At 40.3% G+C, this 15,218-nt stretch carries 23 protein-coding genes; 11 read left to right on the plus strand and 12 right to left on the minus strand.

The features are described from left to right. Positions 1 to 945 carry an NAD(P)H-hydrate dehydratase gene (locus HDC92_RS08420; RefSeq protein ID WP_183873761.1) on the plus strand — a complete coding sequence of 315 codons (945 nt, stop codon included), beginning with the start codon at positions 1 to 3 and terminating at the stop codon, positions 943 to 945. Here HDC92_RS08420 and HDC92_RS08425 read toward each other — a convergent pair. The 4 genes from HDC92_RS08425 to HDC92_RS08440 form a co-directional block, all read right to left on the minus strand. Further along, the gene (locus HDC92_RS08425; protein WP_183873763.1) at positions 942 to 1,826 is read right to left on the minus strand and encodes an anti-sigma factor domain-containing protein; all 885 of its coding nucleotides are present in this window, start codon (positions 1,824 to 1,826) and stop codon (positions 942 to 944) included. The genes HDC92_RS08420 and HDC92_RS08425 overlap by 4 nt on opposite strands. A 1-nt stretch (position 1,827) precedes the next feature. After that, complete coding sequence (locus HDC92_RS08430; protein WP_183873765.1) at positions 1,828 to 2,379, minus strand: RNA polymerase sigma factor; 552 nt, start codon at positions 2,377 to 2,379, stop codon at positions 1,828 to 1,830. Between the two features lie 50 nt (positions 2,380 to 2,429). Then, on the minus strand, positions 2,430 to 3,308 hold the full coding sequence (gene lipA / locus HDC92_RS08435; RefSeq protein ID WP_183873767.1) for a lipoyl synthase: 879 nt from the start codon (positions 3,306 to 3,308) through the stop codon (positions 2,430 to 2,432). Between the two features lie 70 nt (positions 3,309 to 3,378). Beyond that, positions 3,379 to 3,798 (minus strand): META domain-containing protein, encoded by a 420-nt coding sequence (locus HDC92_RS08440; RefSeq protein WP_183873769.1) that lies wholly within the window; start codon positions 3,796 to 3,798, stop codon positions 3,379 to 3,381. Between the two features lie 102 nt (positions 3,799 to 3,900). On the opposite strand from HDC92_RS08440, the gene HDC92_RS08445 reads away from it, so the two are divergent. Further along, positions 3,901 to 4,305: an OsmC family protein gene (locus HDC92_RS08445; protein ID WP_183873771.1), complete on the plus strand. Its 405-nt coding sequence runs from the start codon at positions 3,901 to 3,903 to the stop codon at positions 4,303 to 4,305. A 119-nt stretch (positions 4,306 to 4,424) separates the two neighbouring features. Next, a complete protein-coding gene (locus HDC92_RS08450) occupies positions 4,425 to 4,778 on the plus strand; it encodes a hypothetical protein (RefSeq protein ID WP_183873773.1) in 354 nt (117 codons plus the stop codon). 49 nt (positions 4,779 to 4,827) lie between these two features. Here the strand turns inward: HDC92_RS08450 and ytxJ are convergent, their stop codons facing one another. After that, complete coding sequence (gene ytxJ, locus HDC92_RS08455) at positions 4,828 to 5,163, minus strand: bacillithiol system redox-active protein YtxJ (protein WP_012780703.1); 336 nt, start codon at positions 5,161 to 5,163, stop codon at positions 4,828 to 4,830. Between the two features lie 211 nt (positions 5,164 to 5,374). After that, positions 5,375 to 5,866, minus strand: coding sequence for a 6,7-dimethyl-8-ribityllumazine synthase (ribH, locus tag HDC92_RS08460; protein ID WP_183873775.1), 492 nt, complete (start codon positions 5,864 to 5,866; stop codon positions 5,375 to 5,377). Between the two features lie 118 nt (positions 5,867 to 5,984). Between ribH and HDC92_RS08465 the strand changes: the two genes are divergently transcribed. From HDC92_RS08465 to HDC92_RS08475, 3 genes are all read left to right on the plus strand, one after another. Further along, positions 5,985 to 6,446, plus strand: coding sequence for a redoxin domain-containing protein (locus HDC92_RS08465; protein ID WP_183873777.1), 462 nt, complete (start codon positions 5,985 to 5,987; stop codon positions 6,444 to 6,446). A gap of 1 nt (position 6,447) precedes the next feature. Beyond that, complete coding sequence (locus HDC92_RS08470; protein WP_183873780.1) at positions 6,448 to 6,969, plus strand: DsbA family protein; 522 nt, start codon at positions 6,448 to 6,450, stop codon at positions 6,967 to 6,969. Between the two features lie 98 nt (positions 6,970 to 7,067). Then, complete coding sequence (locus HDC92_RS08475; protein WP_012780707.1) at positions 7,068 to 7,259, plus strand: cold-shock protein; 192 nt, start codon at positions 7,068 to 7,070, stop codon at positions 7,257 to 7,259. Between the two features lie 52 nt (positions 7,260 to 7,311). On the opposite strand, the gene HDC92_RS08480 is transcribed toward HDC92_RS08475, so the two are convergent. The 3 genes from HDC92_RS08480 to HDC92_RS08490 all read right to left on the minus strand — a co-directional run bounded on the left by HDC92_RS08480 (position 7,312) and on the right by HDC92_RS08490 (position 9,065). Then, positions 7,312 to 7,995 (minus strand): Sir2 family NAD-dependent protein deacetylase, encoded by a 684-nt coding sequence (locus tag HDC92_RS08480; RefSeq protein WP_183873782.1) that lies wholly within the window; start codon positions 7,993 to 7,995, stop codon positions 7,312 to 7,314. A gap of 28 nt (positions 7,996 to 8,023) precedes the next feature. Beyond that, positions 8,024 to 8,266 carry a hypothetical protein gene (locus HDC92_RS08485; protein ID WP_012780709.1) on the minus strand — a complete coding sequence of 81 codons (243 nt, stop codon included), beginning with the start codon at positions 8,264 to 8,266 and terminating at the stop codon, positions 8,024 to 8,026. Positions 8,267 to 8,393: 127 nt separating this feature from the next. Continuing rightward, a complete protein-coding gene (locus tag HDC92_RS08490; protein WP_012780710.1) occupies positions 8,394 to 9,065 on the minus strand; it encodes a tetratricopeptide repeat protein in 672 nt (223 codons plus the stop codon). A 159-nt stretch (positions 9,066 to 9,224) separates the two neighbouring features. Here HDC92_RS08490 and recF point away from each other — a divergent pair, with 159 nt between their 5' ends. Both recF and HDC92_RS08500 read left to right on the plus strand, forming a co-directional pair. Beyond that, positions 9,225 to 10,328, plus strand: a complete 1,104-nt coding sequence (gene recF / locus HDC92_RS08495) for a DNA replication/repair protein RecF (RefSeq protein ID WP_183874085.1) — start codon at positions 9,225 to 9,227, stop codon at positions 10,326 to 10,328. Then, positions 10,321 to 10,611 (plus strand): DUF721 domain-containing protein, encoded by a 291-nt coding sequence (locus tag HDC92_RS08500; protein WP_183873784.1) that lies wholly within the window; start codon positions 10,321 to 10,323, stop codon positions 10,609 to 10,611. The genes recF and HDC92_RS08500 overlap by 8 nt, the downstream gene beginning before the upstream one ends. Positions 10,612 to 10,618: 7 nt before the next feature. Here the strand turns inward: HDC92_RS08500 and HDC92_RS08505 are convergent, their stop codons facing one another. The 3 genes from HDC92_RS08505 to HDC92_RS08515 all read right to left on the minus strand — a co-directional run bounded on the left by HDC92_RS08505 (position 10,619) and on the right by HDC92_RS08515 (position 12,120). After that, positions 10,619 to 10,792, minus strand: a complete 174-nt coding sequence (locus HDC92_RS08505) for a hypothetical protein (protein WP_183873785.1) — start codon at positions 10,790 to 10,792, stop codon at positions 10,619 to 10,621. A gap of 50 nt (positions 10,793 to 10,842) precedes the next feature. After that, complete coding sequence (locus HDC92_RS08510; protein ID WP_183873788.1) at positions 10,843 to 11,595, minus strand: FKBP-type peptidyl-prolyl cis-trans isomerase; 753 nt, start codon at positions 11,593 to 11,595, stop codon at positions 10,843 to 10,845. 105 nt (positions 11,596 to 11,700) lie between these two features. Continuing rightward, on the minus strand, positions 11,701 to 12,120 hold the full coding sequence (locus tag HDC92_RS08515) for a nucleoside-diphosphate kinase (protein ID WP_183873790.1): 420 nt from the start codon (positions 12,118 to 12,120) through the stop codon (positions 11,701 to 11,703). 151 nt (positions 12,121 to 12,271) lie between these two features. Here HDC92_RS08515 and HDC92_RS08520 point away from each other — a divergent pair, with 151 nt between their 5' ends. The 3 genes from HDC92_RS08520 (at position 12,272) to HDC92_RS08530 (ending at position 15,218) form a co-directional block, all read left to right on the plus strand. Then, complete coding sequence (locus tag HDC92_RS08520; protein WP_012780716.1) at positions 12,272 to 13,282, plus strand: DHH family phosphoesterase; 1,011 nt, start codon at positions 12,272 to 12,274, stop codon at positions 13,280 to 13,282. Positions 13,283 to 13,330: 48 nt separating this feature from the next. Beyond that, complete coding sequence (locus tag HDC92_RS08525) at positions 13,331 to 14,341, plus strand: FKBP-type peptidyl-prolyl cis-trans isomerase (protein WP_012780717.1); 1,011 nt, start codon at positions 13,331 to 13,333, stop codon at positions 14,339 to 14,341. Positions 14,342 to 14,450: 109 nt separating this feature from the next. After that, positions 14,451 to 15,218 (plus strand): TatD family hydrolase, encoded by a 768-nt coding sequence (locus HDC92_RS08530; protein ID WP_183873792.1) that lies wholly within the window; start codon positions 14,451 to 14,453, stop codon positions 15,216 to 15,218.

Genomic DNA, 15,218 nt, shown 5'->3' on the forward strand with positions numbered 1-15,218 from the left:
ATGGCAGTCTTTTTAAGTACTTTTCTGCCCGATTCAGATGCTTCAAGCAAATTGCAGGTTGTAGATGAAGGACTGGGCAAGTTAAGTTCCGAAGAAGAAAGTTCGCCCTATAAGCTAATAGGCGATAGGGATATTAAAGCGATCCTAAAGCCAAGAAGGCCCTTTTCTCATAAGGGTACTTACGGACACGCCTTGATTATTGCCGGCGATATGAAAACCATGGGTGCTGCTTTATTGTGTGCCAGCGGTTGTTTACATGCAGGTGCGGGATTAACTACAGCAACTGTCCCCGAAAGTGGACTAACTGCCTTAAATTCGGCGCTTCCTGAAGTCATGTACCTGGACAGAAAGCACCTGGTTAAAATAAAATCATTAAAAAAATACGATGCTATTGCTGTTGGCCCGGGGCTTGGTAAACAGCTGGAAGCAGTATGTATCCTTGAGGAACTGATGGTATTAAAACAAGCTGTAATCGCAGATGCAGATGCTTTAAACATCCTGTCGAAAAGGGAAGACCTGCTTTTTCACCTTGCCAAGGATTCGATCTTTACCCCGCATTTAAAGGAGTTTGATGCCCTGTTTGGTAAACATAAAAACTGGTGGGAAAGGCTGCAGACGGGCAGAACGATGGCAAAAAAGCTGGGATCTGTTATTGTGCTCAAGAACCAGTACACTTTTATCATTGATCAACAGGGCGATGTGCTGATCAATCCTACAGGAAATCCTGCTATGGCGCAGGGTGGGATGGGTGACGTGTTGACCGGTATGATAGCGGCCTATGTGGCTCAGGGCTACAGTGCAAAGGCAGCAGCAATTCTTGGTTGTTATTTCCATGGTAAGGCCGGAGATGAGCTGGCCATGGGCCATTACAATATCACTGCTTCACAGCTTGCTGCACAGGTACCTGTAACGGTTAAAGCATTCCAGAATAAAAGCGGCTCTTAGATAGAGACCCCACCCATTACGATCATCTGATCCATAGTAGGTGCAACACTACCACCACGTTTTTCCAGGGTTACTGCAAAAGCCTGGGCGCCTGTAATTTCTTTCATTTTTAGCAGGATATGCGTACTGTCTGCTTTCACATCAAATACACCAAGGTCTACAGGTTTGCCATTTACCAGGGCCCAAAGCTGATACTGATGGTTTTGATCGTTTACAGGTAAGGCCATTTTTGCATTGTCGACCATTACATGCTGACCGGTTTTATGCCAGTACACTACCATTTTTGCTTTGGGATCCATAGCAGTGCCTGCAAGTTTAACAATCTTCCAGTCCGGATCATCTGGCATATCGGCAATCTTTTGAAGATCTGTATTGCTTTCTTCCAGGTGACTTACAGTAGCTGCAAATTTTTGCTTATCGAGGTTAAGTGCCAGGATTTCACTTTTTGCTGCACCCAATTCTGTACGGGCTGAGAACAAAGCGACTACGCTGATCGCCAGCAAGGCAATACAAGCCACCAGAGCCACACGTAAAGTTCTTATTTTTGATTCATAAGCTTTGGTTTGCAGAGGTATAACAATACTTTCCTTAACAGGTTGGTGCATTTGTGTCGTATTGTCTGCAACCTGTTCAGGTTTTGTTTCAACCGGTTTTGCTGTGCTGATCTGATCCAGAATTTTTCCTTTCAAATCTGCAGCAGGCTCAACTGCATGCCTCAATGCATATTGTTCCATAGCAATTTCAATGGCTTCGATTTCCTGTTTTACTTCAGGATATTTCGCTGCCATTGCTTCAACTTCATGTTGCTCCTGAACGGTTAATTGTCCAAGAACATAAAGTTCAAGTATGCCTGATTCGATATATGCTTTTCCTTCTTCCACCTTAATTAAAATTCTTTCTTAATTCCATAATAGCCATCCGGATTCGTGTTTTTACGGTACCCAATGGCAAATTTAATTCTTCTGCCGCTTCTATATGCGTATATCCCTTAAAATACACCATGTTCAAAACTGCATTAAACTCAGGTTTAAGTGCATTGACCATGTCTTTTACGCCCAAAGTATCTGCATTAAAAGTAACTTCTTTCTGCGCGTCAATGAAATCTACGTTATTTTCTATATCCTGGTTTTTACCAGCGTTCTTAAAATCTTTTGAACGCAATTTATCGATGGATAAGTTGCGGGTAATATTTAACATCCAGGTAAACAAACGTCCTTTTGTTGGATCGTAGCTGTCAGCCGAATTCCAGATTTTTATGAATGCCTCTTGTAATAAGTCTTCCGCTACTTCCGTTTGTACTACAATTCTGGATATAACGCCTAGTAATGCGCCTGAGTACATATCGTACAGGGCTTGAATAGCAACAGTGTCGCGTCTTTTTAGGGCGCTAACCAGCTCTTCTTCGGAGAGGGATATTTTTTTTGCTGTTGCCAATGGTCTGCTAATATACAGAAAACAACAAAGAAAAAGTTAAAGTGTTTTGGCTAAAAATTGAACAGGTGTTTTTCTGCGTGGTAAGAGGAACGTACAAGCGGCCCGCTCTCAACATACCTTAACCCTTTGGCCAATCCGATTTCTTTATATCTGGCAAACTGATCAGGATGTATCCAGTCTACCACAGGGTGATGGTTACGTGTAGGTTGCAGGTATTGTCCGAGGGTTAAAATATGTACTCCATTGGCTACCAGATCGTCCATTGCTTCCAAAACATCTGCTTCAGTCTCACCTAGTCCAAGCATGATGCCGGTTTTGGTTCTTAACCCGAATTCAGATATGCGTTTCAGTGCTTCGAGGCTCCTGTCGTATTTGGCCTGGATACGTACCTGTTTGGTTAAACGTCTTACAGTTTCCACGTTGTGCGACATCACCTCCGGGCGCTCTTCTAAAACCCGGTAAAGGTTATCCCACTGACCTTTAAAATCAGGGATAAGGGTTTCCAAGGTAGTTTCAGGACTTTCTCTTCTAATCGCCTGCAGGGTCTCGGCCCAGATGATGGATCCTCCGTCTTTTAGGTCGTCCCTGTCAACCGATGTAATTACACAGTGTTTTACCTGCATCAGCTTTACAGAGTTTGCTACACGATTGGGTTCATCAGTGTCAACTGCCAAAGGCCGGCCGGTGGCCACTGCACAGAAGGAACATGACCTGGTACAGATGTTGCCAAGAATCATGAATGTTGCCGTTCCTGCACCCCAACATTCGCCCATATTGGGGCAATTGCCGCTTTCACATATAGTGTGCAGCTTGTGGGTATCTACAAGGCTACGTACCTGTGCATATTCTTTGCCAACAGGAAGCTTTACTCTAAGCCAATCTGGTTTACGTTGTACTTGGTTTTCTGAAACAACCGGTAATGCGATCATGGTACAAAGTTACGCAATACGGTTTGAATTTTATAAATATGAAATGTTTACCTGATGTAAACTTGATAAACTACTTTTTTGTAAAGCGCATCAATGGCAGATCGCCTTGCAGCATAGTCAGTGTATTTTCTTTAACTTCATAGGCATTCACTTTTTTCAGCATATCTAAAAAAACCTTTTCGCCTCCGCCTTCACAGTACCGCATGGTCATTGGACCTGGTTCAGCAATAGTCATTTTATTGCCATCGATGGTTAGTTTGCAGCTAAAACCGTTACAGCTGGTATTGCCATTGATCTCTTCAGGGTTCTCTTTAAAATTAATGATGGGCTTGGCGTTAGGATATAATCCGTTAAAGGCAATCCTTGGGCCGGTAATGTAATTTAGTTCCCACTGGCCGGTTAATTTTTGGGCCAACTGGTTGTGTTTTCTCATGTTGCAGGCAGTTAATGCGCTTACACTGAAGAGCATAACAAAGATGATTGTTTTCATAGTATTTGTTTATTGTTACTTAAAGTTAACAATTGCCGCTATACTTTGTCATATAATGTTTGATTTGTATATGCTTTGTATTGTATTGCTTAATTTTACCGCATGAGCACTTCAAAAATAACTTATAATGGTGGTTTAAGAACCACGGCTGTACATCAGCGTTCCGGTAAGGAAATCATTACCGATGCACCGGTAGACAATAAAGGAAAAGGAGAAGCTTTTTCACCAACAGACCTTTTGGCTACGTCGCTTGGAAACTGTATGCTGACCATCGTAGGGATTGCAGCTAATGAACATGGCTTTAATATTGACGGCACTACTTGCGACATTACGAAGGTTATGGCGGAAAATCCACGAAGGGTAGCCGAAATTGTGATTAATTTCCAATTTCCTGCAAATGATTATTCCGATAAGGATAAAAAAATCATTGAAAGGTCGGCAAATACCTGCCCTGTGATGTACAGTCTGCATCCTGACATTAAGAAAACGGTTACTTTTAATTATTAATCCCGCATAAGTACCTGATAACCTTTCAGTATTTTTTTTCTTAACAACAGACATTTTTGTCTGTTGTTAAGGTTTTTTTGTTGAATTAAATTTGGAAAGCAAGAATTTGCATCAGTATATTGCTCTTTTCTGTAGACGGAGGTCCGGCTGAAGTCTGGAAAATTGCTTCTGCTAACGGTAGAACAGGTTTTGGACCTTATGAATGGGACCTTATCAAATTGACTTTTCTGGTGATGGCTATAAACGGGGCTTTTTATGCGGTACAGAAGTACGCAACAGATCAAACGGTGGTGCAGCGTTACCTGACTGCTAAAACTGACCGATCGGCCATCCGCGCAACACTGCTGGGTATCTTGCTAACCGTTCCGGTATGGATTTTGTTTATGTTTATAGGAACTGCATTGTTTGTGTTTTATAGCAAAACCCAGTTTATTTTTTCCAAAACGGGTTCTGGATACCAATTTGCTTTATAGTGGCTGGCTGGCGGTTAGACGGGAAGAAAGGGCAAGGTCAGACAAATAGCTAATTGTTGTTGATCACTTCGGCAACTTCTTCTGCCGAGATATCGCTGTGTGAAGCATCTAATATGCAGTCGCCGTTTTTCACCACCAGGATTTGCGGCGACTCATGCTGCACCTGGAAGGTATCAGCTATTTGTGCAGAAATAGCCCGGTAGCTGATGAGGTCTAAAAAATAAAGCCTGGTATTTTCGGGGATAACAGACCAGTCCATTTCAAAGCGTCTTTTAGCCATTGAGCTTACGGAACAACGCGTACTGTGCTTAAAAATTAAGCTGTATCCTTCTTGTTGCTGTATTTCGCTAACTTGTTCCGGATTAGTAATATTTTTCCACTGCATCTTTATCCTGATTTTAGTAATTACCGGTTTTATCCCCTTCTTCTTTTGCCTTCCGGATACGAACTGTAAGCCGGGCAAATTTTGTTAGAACAGGCTTCCAAAATGGTTATTGCAAAAAACACGCCAAGCAATAGTATTGCAACTTTTTTCATTTGTTTATAATTGAATATGACTACTAATCTACAGTTTTTAATAAAAGAATCAAAGTTTGTTATACTGTAGCTAAAAGTTCTGCCATTTTTAATGCTGTAATGGCCGCTTCATCACCTTTATTTCCGTGTTTACCACCGGCCCTGTCTATCGCTTGCTGCTGGTCGTTGGTGGTCAGTACACCAAATATCACTGGCTTGCTGTGCTTAATACCAACATTGGTAATGCCATTGGCTACCGCATCACATATGAAATCGAAATGTTTGGTCTCACCTTGTATAACACATCCAAGACAGATTACTGCATCAAGATCTTTGTGTTTTTGTAAAAGAATTTCTGCAGCAGCAGTTAATTCAAAACTGCCGGGTACAGGTACAGAAATGATGTTTTCTGCAGGTACCCCATGTTTAAGCAGGGTTTTCAGCGCACCCTTATAAAGGCTGCCGGTAATCTCAGCATTCCATTCTGCTACGGCAATAGCAAATTTAAAAGTACTGCCATCAGGTACTGTAGTATGAGAAAAATCGGATAGGTTTTTTAATTGTGTTGCCATGCCGCAAACTTAGGGAAAAATCAGTTAAACTACACTTTTGTTTGGATTTTGCTGTTAAACATTTTAAGCCTGGCGCTGTTATTAACGTGGTGATTTTGCCAACTTAAAAGAAAATTAAATGCTGAAAAAAGGAGAAAGGGCGCCAGATTTTACATTGTATGCTACACCCGATCAGAAAATTGTATTGAGTGAATTAAAAGGGAAAAATGTGATCCTTGCATTTTATCCGGCCGACTGGAGTCCGGTTTGCAGTGATCAGATGGTACTTTACAACGAAACCCTGAAATATTTTTCAAAACATGATGCGATGCTATTGGGTATATCTGTGGATAGTAAATGGTGCCACCTCGCTTTTTCACAGTCGAGAAACCTACATTTTCCGCTACTGGCTGATTTTGAACCTAAAGGTGAAGTGTCAAAAAAGTATGGGGTTTATGATGACGAAGAGGGAGAATGCAAAAGGGCATTATTTGTAATTGATAAGGAAGGAAGGATTGCCTGGAGCTATTTGTCACCCACTGCAATTAACCCAGGTGCTGACGGCATACTGGATGCACTTGAATCATTAAAGAAAAAATAATATGGGATCTTTATTAAAACCCCCGGTAGGGCCGGGTGATCATGTCATTGGTCATGCTGATGCTGCTGTAGAAATTGTAGAATATGGTGATTTCCAATGTCCGCATTGTGCTGCGGCACATCCGGTAACTAAAGAAATACTTAAAGTATTTGGTGACCAGATCAGGTTTGTATTTAGAAATTTTCCTTTAGCTGAATCGCACAGATATGCAACAATCGCTGCTATTGCTGCCGAAGCCGCAGGGCTGCAGCATAAATACTGGGAAATGCACGATATGATATTTGAACATCAGGCTTCATTAAGTTATGATAGTTTATTTGTGCTGGCCGGTAAGCTCGGTTTAAACCCTGAGCAGTTTGAAAGGGACCTGCAAAATGAGGGCCTGCGTGATAAAGTAGAATCAGATTTTGAAAGCGGTATCAGAAGTGGGGTGAACGGTACGCCTTCTTTTTTTGTAAATGGGAATAAGTTTGATGGCGCTGCCGGCGATCTGTTCGCTATGCTGAAAGAAAGCAGTAATTAGTGCCCTGTAGGCATTTATAAAGCAGTTTTAACGATTGTTGAATATAAATACTTGATTATCCGATAATTATATTTACATTTGAGGATAAATTAAATACAATGCAACAAGGAACAGTAAAATTTTTCAATGAAACAAAAGGTTTTGGATTTATCGTACCAGCTAATGGTGATAGCGAAATCTTTGTACACTCTTCAGGTTTAATTGATAGCATTCGCGAGAATGATTCAGTTAGCTATGATGTTGAGCAAGGTAAAAAAGGCTTAAATGCCATCAATGTTAAGATCAGCTAATCAACTTATTTTATAATTGAAAAAAGCATCCATTTTATGGATGCTTTTTTGTTTACGCCAGGTTCATCAGTTCCTTTACCATTTCTGGTACCCCTATGGTGGCCGCCTTCTCTATTCTTTTAAAATTGCCCTTTATCTGAGGGATATTTGGATCTACGGCGTATTTAAGCGCTGTGTCCGGTACATAATCTATAAGCCCGGCAGCCGGATAAACCACAAGAGAGGTTCCGATAACTGCAAAAATATCAGCTTTCGCACAAATTTTTGCAGCTGGCATCAGGTTAGGTACATTTTCTCCAAACCATACTACATGGGGGCGTAATGGCATACCGTATTCACATACAGCTGAAGGTCCGATCTCCCAGCCCTCAATGGGATAGGTTACCGTCGAATCCACATCAGACTGTGAACGGGTGATGATCCCATGCAGGTGCAGTACATTTTCTGCACCGGCCCTTTCATGCAAATCATCTATATTCTGGGTAATGATGTGAACATTATATTTCGTTTGTAATAGAGTCAGTGCTTTATGTGCCGCATTTGGTTGCGCTTCTATTACAGATTTACGCCTTTCATTATAAAAACGTTGCACCAGTTCCGGATTGCGCTTCCATGCTTCCGGAGTTGCAACATCTGCTATGTTGTATCCTTCCCACAAACCATCAGCATCCCTGAAAGTCTTTAGACCACTTTCAGCGCTGATGCCCGCACCGGTTAGTATCACAACTCTTTTCATGCATGTAGAAATGGTATGTTTCTAATTTTTATTTTTGGTTATCCAGATAAATCGTTAGCAGGTGTTTTAAATAGAGTTCTGGTTTGGGCATTTTAACAACAGTTCCTATTACTTTATCCTGATTTTGTTTGATATAATTTGCCTTTATCTTACCCCAGTCCCGGGAATAGAGCTTAATAAACATGGCTACAAAATCTTTATCTGTATAATCCTTAGGAAGTTCTTTTAATACCGCCTCAATTTTCTCTTCTTTTCTATTTAATACTGCCATCTGATTTTAATTGCCGCTAAGTTATGGAATAATTCTCTTATACTTAGAACAGGCTGATGATCATGTTTACTGCAAAAAAAAGGCCCTGCATACAAACGTATACAGGGCCTTTTTTAAAGTGTCTCTTTTATTTTACCTGCGCAGCAGCACGTGCAATGTATTCATCTATCATTGCTGCTTCCTGACTTTCAGGGTACTGTGTTTTTATCTTGGTGTAAGCCTCTTCAGCCGATTTAAAATCCTTGTTATTTTCATAAACCAAACCTAGTTTTTTAAGAAACATTGGTGAAGTAAATTTATTGCTGGCTTTGTCGGCCGCTTTTTTATAATAAGTGGCTGCCTGCTTGAAATCTTTCAGCTCACTGTAAGCATCGCCCAAAAGTCCCAGTGCCAGCGGATCTGCAACTACACTTCCGGTTTCAGAATATTTTCCTAAAACTTCAGTAGCTTTTTTATACTCACCTTTACGCAGATAAATACCGCCAAGATATAGATTGGCAAGATTTGCAGATTTGGTATTGTCATACTCATCAGCTATTTTTTCTAAACCCGGGTAACCACCTTCACCATTTATAGCCTTGTTGGCCAGTGAATCCGGACCACCAATATATTGTTCTGCCCTATACATTTTTGCAGAAGCTTCTTCAGCTCTGTTTTTAAGGTATACATTCTGGTACCAAAAGTAAATGGCTACCAATACAACAACTGCACCTGCAATGAATAAAAGACTTTTCGAATTTTCTTCTAAAAAAGAGCCTTTTCTTACCGGTTGATTTATTTCTTTTTCTGCTACAGACATTTTATTTAAAAAAATTAAGGATTGCAAAAATACGTTTTTACATCAAAGTATCAACCCCTTTTTTAAGTATTTAACTAAAATTAATAAACTGAGTGTGAATTCAATAAAAACAATTCATAGAATTCACAAAGCTAAACGGTAACTTTGAGTATTGATACTATGTGGTTAAAAAACATTACCCTTCTTAATTTTAAGAACTATACAGATGCAAATGTTAGTTTTTCAAAAACAGTAAATGCTTTTGTAGGGGATAATGGAGCGGGTAAAACCAATTTACTCGATGCCATCCATTACCTTTGCCTGTGCAAAGGGTACTTTAATCCAATCGATACACAGCAGATCAAGGCGGGGCAGGACCTGTTTTTAATTCAGGGAGATTTTGATCGTCAGGAAAAAAATGAAAAGATCACCTGCGGGGTAAAAAGAAATCAGAAGAAACAGTTTAAGCGAAATAAAAAAGAATACGACAAACTGGCCAATCATATCGGACTTTTTCCACTGGTCATGATCTCGCCCTATGATACCAATATTATTATGGAGGGAAGTGAGGAAAGACGGCGTTTTATGGATAACGTGATTTCGCAGACTGATACAAATTACCTGGATGAACTGATTCTGTACAACCGACATTTGTTGAACCGGAACGCCCTGCTAAAACAAATAGCGGTAACCAGAAGTTATGATCCTACCTTGCTGGAGATCTATAACGATCAGCTTGTGGCTTCAGGTTTAAAGATCTATGCCAAACGGCAGCAGTTTATGATTGAATTTATTCCCTTGTTTGATAAATATTACCAGTTTTTAACAGAAGATCAGGAAAGGGTAAGTTTGCAATACCAGAGTCAGCTGAATGATGCTGCCTTTGAGCAATTGCTGCAGCAGTCTGTAGAAAAAGACAAGGTGCTGGAAAGAACGACTACGGGTATTCATAAGGATGAGCTGATATTTACCATTAGCGATATGGCGTTAAAGAAGTTTGGCTCACAGGGGCAGCAAAAATCTTTTTTAATTGCACTGAAACTGGCGCAATATGCTTATCTTCAGAAATATAAAGGCTTTAAACCCTTGCTGTTGCTGGACGATATTTTTGATAAACTGGATGATAAGCGGATGCATAAACTGATGGAAATGGTATCACACCATGATTTTGGACAGATCTTTATAACAGATACAGGGAAGGAAAGGGTAATTGCGGTATTTAATAAAATTCAGGTACCGGTAACTTTGTTTGAAGTCAATAACGGGGCAATCAACCATGCGTAAACCTAATGACATTACACTTAAAGAGGGCATTGACAAGCTGCTAAATGTATATAAGCTTAAAGGTAAGTTTGATGAAACTTCTGTAGTGGCTTTATGGCCCGAACTTATGGGGAAAGCTATCGCCAACCGGACTACTCAAATCTATGTTTCACAGAAAAAACTGTTTGTCAGGATCGAGTCCTCAGTGATCAAAAATGAGCTGTTAATGGTCAGATCCGGCATCATTCAAAAAATAAATGAACGTGCCGGATCGGAAGTGATTACTGATATTGTGTTTCTTTAATAGTTGGCTATCCACCAAACACTTTACTGATCAGCCAGATAATAAGTGCCAGTACCAGGACAACTACAATTACGCCTGTCCACATCCCAGCTTTAAAAATGCCCTCTACCAACTTGCAGCTCATCAGTGTTGTAGATAAAAAGGCAATGAATGCCAAAGGAAAATATTTTTTTGTTGTCATAGGTTTTATGTTTTTCTACAGTGTTTAACAAAAAACAATGACAATGGTTTTTATTCCGCTTGTTTTCCGTTTACCTTAAGCAATTCAATTTCGAATATCAGGGTGCTGTATGCAGGTATGTCATCCCCCATTGCACGTTCTCCGTAGGCCAGGTTATAAGGAATGAAGAATTTATATTTTGAACCTGTCTGCATCAATTGAACGCCCTCTGTCCAGCCTGCAATTACTCCATTTAATGGTAATGAAAGTGGTTCTTTTCTATCGTAAGAGCTGTCAAATTGTTTGCCGTTCAGCAGGGTTCCCCTGTAATTTACCAGTACGGTATCTGTAGCTTTAGGCCTGATGCCGGTACCCCTGTTGATGACCTGGTACTGCAAACCGCTCGGTGTAACCTGTACGCCGGCCTGTTGCTTGTTTTTTTCTAAAAAAGCTTTTCCTTCAGCAATGGTAGGGGCATTTTTTTGCCTGCTTACACTAACAAACAGGTTATTTATGGCGGCCTGCGACTTTTCTTTGTTGATTAGCGGGGTAGCCCCGCCAAAAGCATCTTTCAGGCCTTTGATCAGCAGGTCGTAATTAAGGCTGTTTAAACCATCGTTTTTCATACTGCTGGCCATGGTATTACCAAAAGCATAGCTGGCCGAATCTAAAGTGGATTTAAATACCAGGGTTGTTGAGTTACTTTTTGCCGGTGCCTTGGCGGTTGTTGTCGTTTTTTTCGGACTTGTGTTTTTTGCTTTTGTTTGTGCATTTACAACAAATACGCAAAAAGGGAGCGCAAGTGTGATGATGATCTTCTTCATTATATTTATTTGTTCTGGGTTGAAAGGTACAAACTTTAAAAAAAAATAAGCATCTTTTTGGGATGCTTATTTTTAATGGGTTAGTGACAATAATTGCGATAATGTTTAAAAACGTTCTGCAGCAGTAAAAAAGAAGTCTCCTTCAATTTGTGCATTTTCATCAGAATCTGAACCATGTACCGCATTTGCGTCGATGGATTTAGCATATTTCTGACGAATGGTACCTTCAGCGGCTTCAGCAGGATTGGTAGCGCCGATCAGTTTTCTGAAATCTTCAATTGCATTGTCCTTTTCAAGAATGGCAGCCACAATAGGACCCGATGACATGAAGCTTACCAGATCTGCATAAAAAGGGCGTTCCTTGTGAACAGCATAAAATTCACCAGCAGACTCTGGCGTTAATTTAGTGTACTTTAATGCAATGATCTTAAAGCCGGCAGTAGTAATGTCATTGATTATAGCACCAATATGGCCATTAGCAACAGCATCAGGCTTAATCATGGTAAATGTTCTGTTTGTACTCATCTTTTATATTAATTTTTGCAAAATTACGTTTTATACTGCTAATATTAAAGCTGGAAACCCAGATAATTGGGCCTGCCTTTAAATATAGATTTACAGGTTAAATATTATAAGCTTCAATTATCATTAAATTACTAGCTTTGCACCGAAACTTATGCTATCTATTTCAGAATTAAAATCTTTACTGGCCACGCCCCAGAAAATTGTAATTACGACACATCACAAACCTGATGGTGATGCGATGGGTTCGTCTTTGGGGTTATATGCCTATTTGATCCAGAAGGGACACCATGTTAAATTGATTACCCCAACAGACTATCCTTACTTTCTGCATTGGCTGCCAAATAATGCCGATGTGCTTATTTATACAGAAGATCAGGAACAATCGGCAAGACTGGTAGAAGAAGCTGCAATTATTTTTTGTCTTGATTTTAATACCCTGTCAAGGATCAATGAGCTGGGTGAACTGGTGCGTGCTTCCAATGCTTTTAAAATCATGATAGACCATCACCTGGAACCTGAAGATTTTGACGATTACCGCCATTGGAGCATTAACGCATGTGCTGCTGCCCAGCTGGTTTACGATTTTATTGTGAATGAACTGGGAGATGGGGCGATGATGAACAAAGACATTGCTACCTGTCTGTATACTGGTATTATGACAGATTCGGGCTCATTCAGATTTGAATCTGCAAATGCTGCCGTATATCGCATCGCGGCCGATCTGATCGATCTCGGTGCAGAACACTGGAGAATCCATCAGCTGGTATACGATAATGCAACAGAAAACCGTTTACGCTTTTTGGGTTATTGTTTAAGCGAGAAACTGGAAGTGCTGAGAGAGTTTAATACCGCGGTTATTACGGTTACAAAAGAAGAACTGAACAGGTACAAAATCGTAACCGGTGATACAGAAGGTATTGTAAATTATGCATTGTCAGTTAATGGTATTAAATTGGCTGCATTTATTATTGAAAGAACTGATAAAGTTAAATTATCTTTGCGCTCCACAGGGGATTTCCCTGCGAACGAGATTTGTAAGAAATACTTTAACGGCGGAGGGCACAGAAATGCTGCCGGAGGTTTTTCGGATAAAAATTTAACAGATACTGTACAGGAGTTTAAAGCACTTTTGTCAGATTATAAAAATCAGTTATTGCAATAAAGAGTGACAATAAAAAGAAACATATAAAAAAATAATTTAAAAAACCACATGAAGAAAGGTATAGTAATTCTCTTCGCAGCTGCACTTGGTTTAGCTGCCTGTAACAACTACAAAAAAGGTCCGGGTGGCCTTTCGTACATCATCCATAAAGATGGTGGCAACGCAAAGATTAAAGAAGGTGATATTGTTAAATTAAACTTTATCCAGAAAAGCGAAAAAGATTCCGTGATGTTTAACACATGGGACATGGATCAGCCTCAGGTTTTTCCTGTTGCTAAAAAAGTTTATGCAGGTGATATGAACGATGTTTTAACCTTGTTTGGAGAGGGTGACAGTGCTACATTTAAACTGGATCTGGATACTATGGCCAAACATTCCGGTCAGCCAAAACCTCCGGGCACAAAAGATAAGTTCATTGTGTTTACCATTAAAGTAGAAAAGGTATTGGCTAAAGCAGCCAATGAGGCAGATTCTACCTTCCAGAAAAAAGCAAGGGATTTCTTTGAAAAAGATTACAAAGCCAGCATTGAGAAAAAGAAAGGTGCTGAAGCCGGAAAGATCAAAAAATATATTGCCGACAATAACCTTAAAACAACCACTACGGCTTCTGGTTTACAATATGTGATCAGCAAACCGGGTGATGCTGTAAAGCCAGTTTTAGGTGATACCATGATGGTTAACTATACTGGTAAATTAACTACTAAAAAATCTGATGGTAAAGACAATATTTTTGATACCAGTGATGAAAAAGTAGCTAAAGAATCCGGTAAACACAATGCTATGGCCCAGTACGGTCCGCGTCCTATTACCCTTGGAAGAGCAATTCCGGGATTTGACGAAGGTTTACAGCTAATCGGTAAAGGTGGAAAAATCACCCTTATCATCCCTTCAAACCTGGCCTATGGCGAAGGTGGTATGCCTCAGGGTGGTATCAGTCCTTTTTCTCCGCTTGTATTTGAAGTAGAGTTAACTGACATCAAAAAACCTGTTGCGGCACCAGCAGCAGCTCCGGGAGCAACAATTTCTCCTGTTACACCCGCTCCGGCTACAAAAAAATAATCAAATAGCTCTGCCTCCGGCAGCAGATGAGGAAATAAAAACCCTGCAGGCTTTTGTCTGCAGGGTTTTTTTATTTGTTAAGCTCGGATGGTTTTTATTAACTTCGCCAATGCTTTTAACAGATACCCATACACATCTGTATTATGAAACAGATGAGGAAAAACTGAACCAGCTCATGCAGCGCTGTTTTGACAATCAGGTCAGACGGCTGTTTCTGCCAAATGTAGATATGGCTTCTGTCGCTAAAATTGATGCGCTGGTACAGCAATTTCCACAAAACTGCTTTGCTATGGCAGGCCTGCATCCATGTGAGGTAAAGGAAGATTATGAAGATATTTTAGACGAGATCTGTCAAAGTATCGTAGATCGTGATATTTATGCCATTGGAGAGATCGGTATTGATCTTTACTGGGATAAAACTACACTGGCTTTTCAGCAGGCTGCTTTTCGTGAGCAGATCAAATGGGCTAAGGACCTGGAACTGCCTATTGTAATCCATTGCAGGGAAGCATTTGATGAGATATTCGAAATACTGGAGGAAGAAAAAGGAGAATTGCTGCGGGGAATTTTTCATTGTTTTACAGGAAACCTGGAGCAGGCCAATCAAGCCATCGCACTAGGGTTTTACCTGGGAATAGGTGGGGTGGTCACCTATAAAAAGGCCGGGTTAGATGAGGTATTAAAGCATGTACCCCTTAAAAATCTGGTTTTGGAAACCGATTCTCCATATCTTGCACCGGCACCTTACAGGGGTAAACCCAATGAAAGCAGCTATCTTGTGCATATTGCCCAAAAGCTTGCAGAAATATACGAAAACAGTATTGAAGAAATTGCAGCAGTAACCACAGCCAATTCCATCAGTATTTTTAAAATTTAA

This window comes from Pedobacter sp. AK017, assembly GCF_014200825.1.
Taxonomy (GTDB): Bacteria; Bacteroidota; Bacteroidia; order Sphingobacteriales; family Sphingobacteriaceae; genus Pedobacter; species Pedobacter heparinus.